Origin of the sequence: Xanthomonas sp. WHRI 8393 (assembly GCF_040203315.1) — a bacterium.
Lineage (GTDB): Bacteria > Pseudomonadota > Gammaproteobacteria > Xanthomonadales > Xanthomonadaceae > Xanthomonas > Xanthomonas arboricola.
This window is the reverse complement of sequence record NZ_JBEGGL010000011.1, coordinates 1-12564: the sequence shown is the minus strand read 5'-3', so window position 1 is coordinate 12564 and position 12564 is coordinate 1. Positions and strand designations below refer to the sequence as shown.

The 12564-nt window shown below is 65.9% G+C and carries 11 protein-coding genes; all 11 read left to right on the top strand.

What is annotated here, in order from left to right; all coding sequences use genetic code 11:
• Positions 1-19: 19 nt before the first annotated feature.
• The 11 genes from ABQ137_RS20380 to ABQ137_RS20330 all read left to right on the top strand — a co-directional run bounded on the left by ABQ137_RS20380 (position 20) and on the right by ABQ137_RS20330 (position 12332).
• Positions 20-1078, top strand: coding sequence for a pilus assembly protein PilM (locus tag ABQ137_RS20380; RefSeq protein WP_039423791.1), 1059 nt, complete (start codon positions 20-22; stop codon positions 1076-1078).
• Complete coding sequence (locus tag ABQ137_RS20375) at positions 1078-1851, top strand: PilN domain-containing protein (RefSeq protein WP_349783460.1); 774 nt, start codon at positions 1078-1080, stop codon at positions 1849-1851. The genes ABQ137_RS20380 and ABQ137_RS20375 overlap by 1 nt, the downstream gene beginning before the upstream one ends.
• A complete protein-coding gene (locus ABQ137_RS20370) occupies positions 1848-2513 on the top strand; it encodes a type IV pilus inner membrane component PilO (protein WP_024938132.1) in 666 nt (221 codons plus the stop codon). The genes ABQ137_RS20375 and ABQ137_RS20370 overlap by 4 nt, the downstream gene beginning before the upstream one ends.
• A complete protein-coding gene (locus ABQ137_RS20365) occupies positions 2510-3043 on the top strand; it encodes a pilus assembly protein PilP (RefSeq protein WP_024938133.1) in 534 nt (177 codons plus the stop codon). Before ABQ137_RS20370 ends, ABQ137_RS20365 begins: the two co-directional genes overlap by 4 nt.
• Positions 3044-3062: 19 nt before the next feature.
• Positions 3063-5003 carry a type IV pilus secretin PilQ gene (locus ABQ137_RS20360; protein WP_104568043.1) on the top strand — a complete coding sequence of 647 codons (1941 nt, stop codon included), beginning with the start codon at positions 3063-3065 and terminating at the stop codon, positions 5001-5003.
• A gap of 273 nt (positions 5004-5276) precedes the next feature.
• Entirely contained in the window at positions 5277-6296 is a 1020-nt protein-coding gene (locus ABQ137_RS20355) for an AAA family ATPase (protein WP_024938134.1), read from the top strand.
• Between the two features lie 22 nt (positions 6297-6318).
• Positions 6319-7281, top strand: coding sequence for a DUF58 domain-containing protein (locus tag ABQ137_RS20350; RefSeq protein WP_349783459.1), 963 nt, complete (start codon positions 6319-6321; stop codon positions 7279-7281).
• Between the two features lie 2 nt (positions 7282-7283).
• Positions 7284-7745: a DUF4381 domain-containing protein gene (locus ABQ137_RS20345; RefSeq protein ID WP_349783458.1), complete on the top strand. Its 462-nt coding sequence runs from the start codon at positions 7284-7286 to the stop codon at positions 7743-7745.
• A complete protein-coding gene (locus ABQ137_RS20340; RefSeq protein WP_349783457.1) occupies positions 7742-8749 on the top strand; it encodes a vWA domain-containing protein in 1008 nt (335 codons plus the stop codon). The genes ABQ137_RS20345 and ABQ137_RS20340 overlap by 4 nt, the downstream gene beginning before the upstream one ends.
• Positions 8746-10599 carry a VWA domain-containing protein gene (locus tag ABQ137_RS20335; RefSeq protein WP_349783456.1) on the top strand — a complete coding sequence of 618 codons (1854 nt, stop codon included), beginning with the start codon at positions 8746-8748 and terminating at the stop codon, positions 10597-10599. The genes ABQ137_RS20340 and ABQ137_RS20335 overlap by 4 nt, the downstream gene beginning before the upstream one ends.
• Positions 10596-12332 (top strand): BatD family protein, encoded by a 1737-nt coding sequence (locus ABQ137_RS20330; RefSeq protein WP_349783455.1) that lies wholly within the window; start codon positions 10596-10598, stop codon positions 12330-12332. The genes ABQ137_RS20335 and ABQ137_RS20330 overlap by 4 nt, the downstream gene beginning before the upstream one ends.
• Positions 12333-12564: the final 232 nt, after the last annotated feature.

Sequence of the window (12564 nt, the reverse complement as noted above, 5' to 3'; positions counted from 1 at the left end):
CATCGGCAGGGGAGTTTCCGTGGGGCTTCTACCCAAGAGTCAATCGCCACTGATTGGTGTCGATATCAGTTCCACTGCGGTCAAGCTCTTGCAGCTGTCGCGCAGCGGGAACCGTTTCCGCGTGGAGCATTACGCGGTGGAACCGTTGCCGCCGAATGCGGTCGTGGAAAAGAACATCGTCGAGGTCGAGGCGGTCGGCGAAGCGATTCGTCGCGCCATCAACCGTTCCGGCAGCAAGGCCAAGAACGCCGCAGCCGCGGTGGCCGGGTCGGCGGTGATCACCAAGCTGATTCCGATGCCGGCCGATCTGGACGACAGCGACCTGGAAGCCCAGGTCGAACTGGAAGCCACCAATTACATTCCGTACCCGATCGAGGAAGTCAATCTCGACTTCGAGGTGCTCGGCCCGATGCCCAACAGCCCGGACATGGTCCAGGTGCTGCTGGCGGCCTCGCGCTCGGAGAATGTGGAACTGCGCCAGTCCGCGCTGGAACTCGGTGGCCTGACCGCCAAGGTCATGGACGTGGAGGCCTTCGCGGTCGAGAACGCCTTCGCCCTGGTCGCCAGCGAGTTGCCGGTGGCCGCCGATGCGGTGGTTGCGCTGGTGGACATCGGCGCGACCATGACCACGCTGAGCGTGTTGCGCTCCGGTCGCAGCCTGTATAGCCGCGAGCAGGTCTTCGGCGGCAAGCAGCTCACCGACGAGGTGATGCGCCGTTACGGGTTGACTTACGAGGAGGCCGGCCTGGCCAAGCGTCAGGGCGGCTTGCCGGAGAGCTACGAGGTCGAAGTGCTGGAGCCGTTCAAGGAGGCGACGGTGCAGCAGATCAGCCGCTTGCTGCAGTTCTTCTACGCGGGCAGCGAATTCAATCGCGTCGACTGCATCGTGTTGGCCGGCGGCTGCGCTGCGCTGTCGCGCTTGCCGGAAATGGTGGAAGAGCAGCTCGGCGTGACCACCGTGGTCGCCAACCCGCTTGCGCAGATGACGCTGGGCCCGAAGGTCCAGGCCCACGCGCTGGCGCTGGATGCGCCTGCATTGATGATCGCCACCGGCCTGGCCCTGAGGAGCTTTGACTGATGGCAAGAATCAATCTTTTGCCCTGGCGTGCCGAGCGCCGGAAGGCGCGCGAGCGTGAGTTCTATTCGATGCTGGGCTTCGCCGCGTTGGGCGGCGTGCTGCTGTCGGTCCTGATCTGGTTCTACTACGACGCGCAGATCAGCGGCCAGACCGAGCGCAATGCGTTCCTGACCGCCGAGATCGACAAGGTCAAGGCGCAGAACGAAGAGATCAAGGAGCTCGACAAGAAGAAGGACCGCCTGCTCGCCCGCAAGAAGGTGATCGAGGAACTGCAGGCCAATCGCTCGCAGATGGTGCATCTGTTCGATTCGCTGGTGCGCACCATCCCCGATGGCGTGGCCTTGACCAACATCAAGCAGGACGGCGACATCCTCACCCTGGAAGGGCGTTCGCAGTCCAACGCGCGCGTCAGTACCTATATGCGCAACCTGGAAGGCTCGGGCTGGATGACCAATCCGGACCTGTCGATCATCGAGGCCAAGAGCCAGGACAAGGCTGGGCAGCCCGCGGGACCGTCGATGGACACCAAGACGCTGCCGTACGTGTTCACGCTCAAGGTCAAGCTGGCCAATCCGAACGAGGCCGACAAGAACGGCACCGCACCGGTCGATGCGCAAGCGCCGGGTGCAACGCCAGTCGGTACGGCCCCTGCGGGTGCGCCAGCGGCGGCACCTGCAGCACCTGCGCCTGCCACGTCGCCGGCCGCTGCTCCTGCGCCCGTGCAGCCAGCGCCGGCGTCCGCCAATCGGCCGCAGGAGGGGGCGGCGTCATGAGTAAGAAAGCATTCAAGCTCAGCGATCTGGATTTCAACAACATCGGCGGCTGGCCGCAGCAGGCACGCATCGTGTTCTGCGTGGTGGTCGGCCTGTTCATCATGGTGCTGGCCTGGTTCCTGTTGATCAGCGGCAAGCGCGATGAACTCGAAGGCCTGGAAGGCACAGAAACGCAGCTGCGCACCGAGTTCGAGACCCAGCAGGGCCGCGCGGTGAATCTGGAGCCGCTCAAGCAGCAGCTCGCGCAGATGGAGCAGGTACTGCAGCAGATGCTGCGGCAGCTGCCCAGCAAGACCGAAATGCCGGATCTGATCATCGACATCTCGCAGACCGCGCTGTCCAGCGGCCTGTCCAACGAGTTGTTCCAGCCGGGCCCGGAATCGCCGAAGGAGTTCTACGCCGAAAAGCCGATCGCCTTGCGCATGGTGGGCAGTTATCACCAGTTCGGTGCCTTCGTCAGCGGTGTGGCGTCGTTGCCGCGCGTGGTGATCCTGACCATGCACGACATCAACCTCAAGCCGAGGGACCCCAAGGCCGGCATCACCCCGCGCGGGGCGCTGGAACTGTCCGGCACGGTCAAGACCTATCGTTATCTTGACGATGAGGAAATGGCAGAGCAGGAGAAGGCCGCGGCCGACGCTGCGAAGAAGGGCGGCCAATGACCATGAAACTGCTCAAGATCCTGTCCTGCGTGGCGCTAATTGCTGTATTGCCGGCGTGTACGCGTGGGGTGACCAGCACACCGGGCGATGCGCCGAACCTGGAAGCCTGGGTCGCCGAAGTGCGCGCACGGCCGGCGCCGCCGTTGGAGCCATTGCCGGTGATGCAGCAGTTCGAGACGTTCGAATATGCGGCGCAGTCGATGCGCGACCCGTTCAGCGATGCCTGGGTCAGCGCCGAAGGCGGCAACGGCACGCGTCCGGATCCGAACCGGCGCAAGGAGCCGCTGGAAGCCTATCCGCTCGACGCCCTCGACATGGTGGGGACCATTGGCGGTGGCTCGGGCCTGGTTGCGCTGGTCATGGCACCCGACAAGGTGACTTACCGGGTGCGGCCGGGCGTGTATCTGGGACAGAGCGATGGCCGGGTCACCGGGGTCTACGAAGACCGCATCGAGCTGATTGAACTTGTGCCGGACGGTGCGGGCGGATGGCTTGAACGGCCGGCCGCGCTCGCATTGGATGATCAATAAAGTGATAGGGGATAGCACGATGACGTTTTCCAATGCCCGGCGGCTGCGTCCGGTTCGACGCCACGCGGTATTCCAGGCCTGCGCGATGGGGTTCGCGCTGGCGCTGGCGAGCGGTAGCGCGTTCTCGGCGGCGGCACTGAAGCAGCCTGTGCAGGACCCGGCCAAGACCGCTCCGGCGAGCCTGGCGGTGTCCAAGATCGATTTCAAACGTGGTGAGGATGGCGCTGGCCGTCTGATCCTGCAGTTCGACGGCCAGGGCGCCAGCCCGGATCTGCGCACGCAGGGCGACAACGTGCTGGTCGACATCAGCAACGCACGCCTGCCCGCCGAACTGCAGCGCCCGCTCAACGTCACCGACTTTGCAACGCCGGTGCAGCGCGTCGAGGTCAAGCCGTCCGGCTCGGGGTCGCAGCTGGTGCTGTCGACCAAGGGCGCGTTCGATTCGCTGGCCTACCAGACCGGCAACGAGTACGTGGTCGAAATCACTCCGCGCAAGGGCCAGCCTGCGGTCGGTGGCGTCAGCGCCGCAGCCGTCACCCAGGCCGCCGCACAGATCGCTGCGCGCGGTTACAGCGGCCGCCCGGTGACGTTCAACTTTCAGGACGTGCCGGTACGCACCGTGCTGCAGCTGATCGCCGAGGAATCCAACCTCAATATCGTCGCCTCCGATACCGTGCAGGGCAATGTCACGCTGCGCCTGATGAACGTGCCGTGGGACCAGGCGCTGGACATCGTGCTGCGCGCCAAGGGGCTGGACAAGCGCCGCGACGGCGGCGTGGTGTGGGTCGCCCCGCAGCCGGAGCTGGCCAAGTTCGAGCAGGACAAGGAAGACGCCCGCATCGCGATCGAGAACCGCGAGGATCTGATCACCGATTACGTGCAGATCAACTACCACAATGCGGCCGTGATCTTCAAAGCGCTGACCGAGGCCAAGGGGATTGGTGGCGGTAGTGGTGGTCAAGGTGGACAGGGCGGCGTAGGACAGCAGGACAACGGATTTTTGTCGCCGCGTGGTCGTCTGGTCGCTGATGAGCGCACCAATACCCTGATGATCAGCGATATTCCGAAGAAGGTCGCGCAGATGCGCGAGCTGATTTCGCATATTGATCGGCCGGTGGATCAGGTATTGATCGAAAGCCGCATCGTGATCGCGACCGATACCTTTGCGCGTGACTTGGGTGCACGGTTTGGAGTCACCGGTGCGACAGGGCGGGGAATTTTGAGTGGCTCGCTGGAAAGTAACGTCAACTACCTCAACACTTCTGCGCAAGCTGCTCTGGAACGCGCTAATGGCGGCACACAGACGACGTTGCCGGCGCATCTGTTTCCGTCCGGGCTGAACGTCGATCTTGGGGCTGGCGGCTTCACGAACAGCGGCGCAGCAGGTCTCGCCTACACCCTATTGGGTTCCCACTTCAACCTGGATATCGAGCTGTCGGCGATGCAGGAAGAAGGGCGCGGCGAAGTCGTTTCCAATCCGCGTATCGTGACCGCCAACCAGCGTGAGGGTGTGATCAAGCAGGGCCGCGAAATCGGCTACGTGACCATCAGTGGCGCGGGCGTTGCAGGTGGCGGGTCGCAGGCCAATGTGCAGTTCAAAGAAGTTCTGCTTGAACTCAAGGTGACGCCGACGATTACCAATGACAACCGCGTTTTCCTGAACATGAATGTTAAAAAGGACGAAGTGGCACGCTTCATTACCTTGCCGCAATACGGCACCGTGCCGGAAATCAATCGCCGGGAAGTCAATACGGCAGTGTTGGTGGCCGATGGCGAGACGGTGGTGATCGGCGGTGTGTACGAATTCACGGACCGTGAGAGCGTGTCGAAGGTGCCGTTCCTGGGAGACATCCCGTTCCTGGGCAATCTGTTCAAGAAGCGTGGGCGCAGCAAGGAAAAGGCTGAGTTGCTGGTTTTCGTCACTCCGAAGGTGTTGCGAGTGGCAAGCGCAGCGCAATAAGCGCAACCCATGAGAAAAGAGGGCCGCGAAAGCGGCCTTCTTCTTTTCCAGGTCTGCTCGAGTGATGCCCATGGCGCATGCAAACGTCATCTGCGCCAGGTGGCATGCGTGCCTCATCCATCCAGATGTCTATCACTCAAGCCCGCCTGCGATGTTCACCGGGATATTCACCCACGGTGTGGCCGGCCGTGGAGAGCATGAACCCGGTCACTCACTGAACATCTTTCCGCTTCGTAGTGAACCAATTACATTCGAATCGGTCACACTGGTCCTATGAACGCACCGCCGCTGTTGCCCCCAGAAGCCGCTGCCGCGCCCGCCCAGGACCGGTTGCATCGTCAATTCACCCTGCTGCGCGAGTCGCTGGCGCAGCGCATCGTGGGCCAGTCCGCGCTGGTCGAACGATTGCTGATCGCCCTGCTGGCCGACGGGCACCTGCTGGTCGAGGGCGCGCCCGGGCTGGCCAAGACCACCGCGATCCGCGCGCTGGCCTCGCGGCTGGAGGCGGATTTCGCGCGGGTACAGTTCACCCCCGACTTGCTGCCCTCCGATCTGACCGGCACCGAGATCTGGCGGCCGCAGGACAGCCGGTTCGAGTTCATGCCCGGGCCGATCTTCCATCCGATCCTGCTGGCCGACGAGATCAATCGCGCGCCGGCCAAGGTGCAGTCGGCACTGCTGGAGGCGATGGGTGAGCGTCAGGTCACCGTCGGGCGGCATACCTATGCGCTGCCGCAGCTGTTCCTGGTGATGGCCACGCAGAACCCGATCGAGCAGGAAGGCACGTTCCCGTTGCCCGAGGCGCAGCTGGATCGCTTCCTGATGCACGTGCGTATCGGCTACCCACAGGCCGATGCCGAGGCGGAGATCCTGCGTCTGGCACGTGAGGCCGCGCGCGACACCCTGGAAAAGCACGAGCCGGTACCCGACAAGATCCCGCTGGAAGATGTCTTTGCCGCGCGTCGGGTGGTGCTGGACGTGCATCTGGCGCCGCAGCTGGAGCGCTACCTGATCGAGATCGTGCTCGCATCGCGTGATGCGCAGCGCTACGACCCGGCATTGGCGCGGCGGATTGCCTGGGGCGCGAGCCCACGTGGGTCGATCGCGCTGGAGCGCTGCGCACGGGCGCGTGCATGGCTGGCCGGGCGCGACTACGTGACCCCGGACGATATCCGCGCAATCGCGCCGGATGTGCTGCGTCATCGCGTGCTGCCCAGCTACGAAGCCACTGCCGAAGGCTGGGATGGCGAACGTCTGGTCGCCGCCTTGCTGGAAAAGATTCCGCTGCCCTGATCGGGTAGCGTGTCGCCGAGGTATGCCGTCCTCTGACCAGAATCCGATGTCTTCGATGCCGTCTTCTTCCCCTGTCACCGCTCCGGCGTCGATCGCCGGCGATGGACTGCGGCCGACGCTGACGGAGCTGATCGCGCTGCGTGGCACCACGACCCATCGCGGGCAGCCAGGGCGTGGCCGCCACGGGCTGGTGGGGCCGGTGCCGGCGGCAACGCGTGGGCGCGGGATGGAATACGCCGAGTCGCGCGAGTACGTGGCCGGCGACGATGCGCGGCATATCGACTGGCGCGTCACCGCGCGTACCGGGCGCGCGCACACCAAATTGTTCCAGGCCGAGCGCGAACGCTTGAGCCTGATTTTGGCCGATACCTCGCCAGCGCTCTTCTTCGGCACGCGGGTGCGCTACAAATCGGTGCAGGCCGCCCGTGCCGGCGCCGTCGCGGCGTGGCTGGCGCAACGGCAGGGCGACCGGATCGCCGCGCTGCGTGGCACTGCCAGCGAAGCGCCGATTGCACCGCGCTCGGGTCAACGCGGCGTGTTGCCGGTGCTGGACGCATTGGCGCGCTGGTACACGCAGCCGCCGTCCGGCGATGCGGGCCTGGAGGTGGCACTGGACCATGCTGCGCGGCTGCTGCGCCCGGGTGCGCGGTTGACCGTGCTGGCCGATGCGCGCAGCGCCAGCAGGATTTCTGCCACGCGCTGGTCGGGCCTGGCCTTGCATCACGAGGTGGTGGTGATCGTGCTGGTCGACCCGCTGGAGCTGGCGCCACCGGCCCGCGCACTCAGCTTCGATGTGCGCGGCGAGCGCATCGCGATCGATCTGTCCACGCAGGCCGGACGCGCGCGTTGGCAGTCCGAATTCGTGGCGCCGCTGGAACAATTGACCGCGGTCCTGCAGGCACGCGGTGTGCGCTTGCATCGCCTGTCCACCGACGATGCCAGCGATGCCTGGTTGGGCGGCAGTGCCGCCGTGCGGAGTCGATGACGATGTCGCCGCAATCGCTGCCGCTACGCGATGTCCATCTGCCGCCGTCGCCGTCGTGGTGGCCGCTGGCGCCGGGCTGGTGGCTGGTGATCGCGGCAGTGGTCCTGGTGCTTGGCAGCGCATGGTGGTGGTGGCGTCGCCGTCGTCAGCAGCAGCGGCGCTGGCTGGCGGCATTCGATGCCGAGCTGCAGCGCGCAACGACCCCCGCACAGCGTCTGGCCGCGTTGTCGGTGTTGCTGCGACGCGCAGCGCGCAGCGTCGATGCGCAGGCCGACCGGCTGCAGGGCGAGGCATGGCTGCAGTTTCTGGACGGGCACAAGAGCAAGACGCAGGCTTTTTCGCAGGGACCGGGGCGCGCGCTGCTGGACGGCGGTTTTCAACGCACGCCGGCGGTGACCGATCTGGATGCGGTGCAGGCGCTGGCGCGGCAGCGTTTTCTGAGTCTGATGCGAGGCCGGCGATGAACTGGCTGCAGTGGTCGCAATGGCAGGATGCGCTGGCGCACTGTGCATGGCCGTGGGCATGGTGGTTGATGCCGCTGCCGTTGCTGATGTGGTTCTGGCCGCAGCGTCGTGCCGATACGGCCGCGCTGCGCGTGCCGTACGCCGATCAATTGCATGCGGTTGCGCAGGCAAACAGGGCACCGGTGCTGCGGGTGCCGCGCTGGCTTGCCTGGCTGGGCTGGTTTTTCCTATGCGCGGCGCTTGCGCGCCCGCAACAATTGGGCGATGTGATCCAGCCGCCGCGCGAGGCGCGGCAGATGATGCTGGCGGTGGATCTGTCCGGCAGCATGAGCGAGCCGGACATGGTGCTCGGCGGCAATGTGGTGGATCGCCTGACCGCCGCCAAGGCGGTGTTGTCGGACTTTCTGGATCGTCGCGACGGCGATCGGGTCGGCTTGCTGGTGTTCGGTCAGCGCGCCTACGCGTTGACGCCGTTGACCGCCGACCTGACCTCGGTACGCGACCAGTTGGCCGACAGCGTGGTGGGACTGGCCGGGCGCGAGACGGCGATCGGCGATGCGATCGCGTTGTCGGTCAAACGGCTGCGCGAACAGAAGCAGGGCCAGCGCGTGGTGGTGTTGCTCACCGACGGCGTCAACACCGCAGGCGTGCTCAATCCGCTCAAGGCCGCCGAGCTTGCCAAGGCCGAAGGCGTGCGCGTGCATACGATCGCCTTCGGCGGCAATGGCGGCTATTCGTTGTTCGGCGTGCCGATTCCGGCCACGGGCAACGACGATATCGACGAAGACGGCTTGTGCAAGATCGCCGCGCAAACCGGTGGGCGCTTTTTCCGTGCCCGCGATACCGAAGAACTGGCAGGCATCTATGCCGAGCTGGATCGGCTGGAGCCGGTCAAGGCGCTCGGCCCCTCGGTGCAGCCGCGCGTGGAACGCTATTACTGGCCGTTGGGCGCTGCCATCGTGATTGCGCTGCTGGCCTATGTGTTGCCGCGGAGATGGCGATGAACGCGCTGACCGAACTGGCAGGCTGGCTGCAGTCGCTGCATCTGCTGCGCCCGGGGTTGCTATGGGCGCTACTGGCGATCGTGCCGGCGGCAGTACTGTGGCAGTTGCGTCGACGGGATGCGGACGTGTGGCGGCAAAGCGTGGATGCCCATCTGTTGCCGACCCTGCTGGTGTCCGGCAGTCGGCGTGGATGGCTGGGATTCGTACTGGCTGCGCTGACCTATGCGCTGGCGGTGCTGGCGATGACCGGGCCGAGCTGGCGGCAGACCGAGCGGCCGGTGTATCACTCCAGCATGCCGCTGGTGGTGGCGCTGGACCTGTCTTCCAGCATCACCGCCAACGACCTGCCACCATCGCGTCTGCTGCAGGCGCGGGCCAAGTTGGCCACGTTGTTGCGCAAGCGGGCCGGTGGCGAAGTCGCATTGCTGGTCTATGCGGGCGAGAGTTTCACCGTTGCGCCGTTGACCGAAGACACCGCCAACGTGGCGTTGTTTCTGGATGCGCTGTCGCCATCGGTGATGCCGGTGGACGGCAAGCGCGCCGATGCGGCGATCGACGCGGCCACGCAGTTGCTGCTGCAGGCGGGTTTCAAGCAAGGCGACATCCTGCTGGTCAGCGACAGCGCCGATCGTGCGGCCGGAAGTTCCGCACGATTGGCGCGCTCGCGTGGATTCAGTGTGTCCGCGCTCGGCGTGGGGAGCATGCGCGGCGCGGCCTATCGCACCACGACCGGTGAGATTGCGCAGACAAAACTGGATGAAGGCAGCCTGCGCGATCTTGCCGGGCAGGGCGGTGGTCGCTATGCGCGCATCACCGCCGACGATACGGACCTGCGTGCGCTGGGCGTGCTCGACCCGGCGCAACAGCCGCTGGCCGATGAAGCTGCCGAGTCCACCGGCGGCAAGACCTGGCTGGACGAGGGCTACTGGCTGCTGCTGCCGGTGATGCTGTTGGCACTGCTGGCGTTCCGGCGGCGTACGGTTGTGGCGATTCTGGCCCTGGTGTGCGTGTTGCCGCTGGCCCAACCCGCGCATGCTGCCGACGGCACCTTGTGGCAACGCGCCGATCAGGTGCAGCAGGAACGCCTGGATGCCGGCGTGCAGGCGTATCGCAAGGGCGATTTCGCCGCGGCACAAAAAGCCTTCGAAAATGTGCCCACCGATGAGGGTTTGTACAACCTCGGCAATGCGCTGGCCAGGCAGGGCCAGTACGACCAAGCGATTGCGGCTTACGACCGGGCGCTCAAGCAACATCCGGATCAGCCCGACGCCATCGCCAATCGTGCGGCGGTGGCGGCGGCGCGCAAGCGTCATCAGCAGAACAACAAGGACGGCAAAGGCAAGGACGGCAAGGGCCAGTCCGACGACCAGAAGCAATCCGGTCAGAATGACTCCGGCCAGAATCAGTCCGGGCAGAACAAGCAGAACGCTCCAAAGCCCGGCCAGGACGGGCAAGGCAAACAGGACTCGCAGGGCAGACAGGACGGCAAGGATCAGCCGTCTGCACAGACGCCGCAGGACGCAGCCTCACAGAACCAGCAGTCCAAAAACGGCCAGGGCGAGCAGAGCAAGCAGGACGCAGCGCCGCAATCGGCCGATGCCCAGGCGCAGCAGCAGGCCGATGCCGCGCAGCGGCAAAAGATGCAGCAGGCGATGGCGCAGGCTGGCGACAAGAGCGCCGATGCAAACGGCAAGCAGGCCGCCGCGGCAACGGCTAACGAAACGCCGGAACAACGCGAGCAACGCCAGGCGGTGGATGCCTGGCTGCGGCGGGTGCCGGACGACCCGGGCAGTCTGCTGCGCACCAAATTCAGGCTGGAACACGAACGCAGGCAACGGGACGGACGATGATCGGCACACACCATTTGCGCCGCGCGGCGATCGGCATGTTGACCAGCGCGATGCTGCTCACCTGTGCACCGGTGGGTGCCGTCACGCGCGCGTGGCTGGACCGTGACAGTGCCAATGCCGGCGACGTGGTGATGCTGAATATCGAAACCGATCAACGCGGTGTCGATCCGGATTACACGCCGTTGCGCAACGATTTCGCGCTGGGGGCCAAGAGCGCCAACCAGCAGATGCAGGTGACCAATGGGTCGGTGACGGTGCGCGCGTTGTTCGGTGTGGTGCTGACGCCGCGCAAGAGCGGCGAGCTGATCGTGCCGGCGATCCGCGTGGGTAACGAGCGCACCGAACCGTTGCGGCTGCAGGTGGGCGCGTCGGCAAGCGATGCCGGCAGCAGCGCGTCCGGCGCAGCGGCGGCGCAAGGCAACGAGGATGCCTTCGTCCAGACGCAGGTGGACGATCCGCAGCCCTATGTGCAGCAAAGTGTGGGCGTGGTGGTGCGGCTGTATTTCGCCACGCAGCTGGCGTCCGGCGAGCTGGATCTGGAAGCGCCCGATGGTGCATCGCTGCAGCGCATCGGCGACGACGTCAGTTCGGTCAAGGTACTCAATAACCGCCAATACAACGTGGTCGAGCGGCGCTATCTGCTGGTGCCCGAGCGCAGCGGCCGCCTGGTGTTGCCGTCGGCGCGCTTCAATGGTCGGTCGGTCGGCGGCTTCTTCGACGACTATTTTGGTCGTGGCAACGGCGAGCTGAGCGCACGCAGCGCCAGCATCCCGCTGCAGGTACGCGCACAACCGGCCAACGCGCCGCAGCCGTGGTTGCCGCTGCGCAGCCTGCAGTTGCGGTATACGACCACGCCGCAGCGCGCCACCGCCGGTGAAGCGGCACAGCTCGTGGTGGAGGCCAGCGCACGCGGCGCCACCCAGGCGCAGTTCCCGGAACTGCCGACCCCGAGCGTGCCCGATGCGCAGGTGTTCGCCGAGCCGCCGCAATACGAAGAACGCTTCGTGGATGGCTCGCCGCAGCTGCGGCTGACCCGCCGCTATTCGATCGTGCCCAACCGCGCCGGCCCGCTGGTGGTGCCCGGCTTGCAGGTGGCGTGGTGGGATGTGGGTGCGGCGGCAGCCAAGACCGCGGCGTTGCCGGACCTCACACTGGACGTGGCGGCAGGCAGCGGCGCGTTTGCGGCGCCCGCGCCAGCGCCAACGCCTGTAGCCAATCCATCACCGGATAACGCTGCGCCAACCGCTGCGGCTGGCACGCTGAGTCTGCAGCAGGCTGCGGCCACGCAACGGCCTTGGGGCTGGATCGCTGCGGCCATCGGCTTTGCGCTGCTGTGGATTGCCACCCTGGTGTGGGCCTTGTTACGGCGTCGCGGCGGTTCGCATGGCGCGCCGGTGATCAATGCCAGCGATGCAGCTGCGCCCGGCCGGCGTGTGACGCACGGTGTGGCCGAGCTGCGACGCGCGCTCGATACCGGCGGCATGGACGACGTGGCCGCAGTGTTGTGCGGCATGGCCGGCGTTACCGATATCGACAGCGTGCTGGCAGCGTTGAGCGACCCGGCGCAGCAGGCGGCGGTGGCGCAGATGCAGCGCGCCCGCTGGGGCGGCGATGGCGACGTGACCAGTGCACGTTCGGCATTGCGCGAGGCCTTTGCCAAGGGCCCGCGTTGGCGGCATGCCACGGCTGCGGAGCCGGAGGTCTTGGCGCCGCTGTATCCGCCGGCGCCTTGATCGGTTTCGCTGCATCGGCAGCGGGGACAGGGGCAGGTCCTTCATGAACAGCATGCTGCGCCTCGCGTTGACGTGTTGATTCCGGTTGCATTCTGACTTCTTCACCTGTGCAGCCTGAAGCGAGGCGTTGGGTCTGTGACTTCGCTGCAGGGCCCTTGCCCGCCCACCCTCGCGGGACACGCCGCAAGTACGTCCTTGTAGGCTCTTACGCGGCATCCATGCCGCGTAAGGT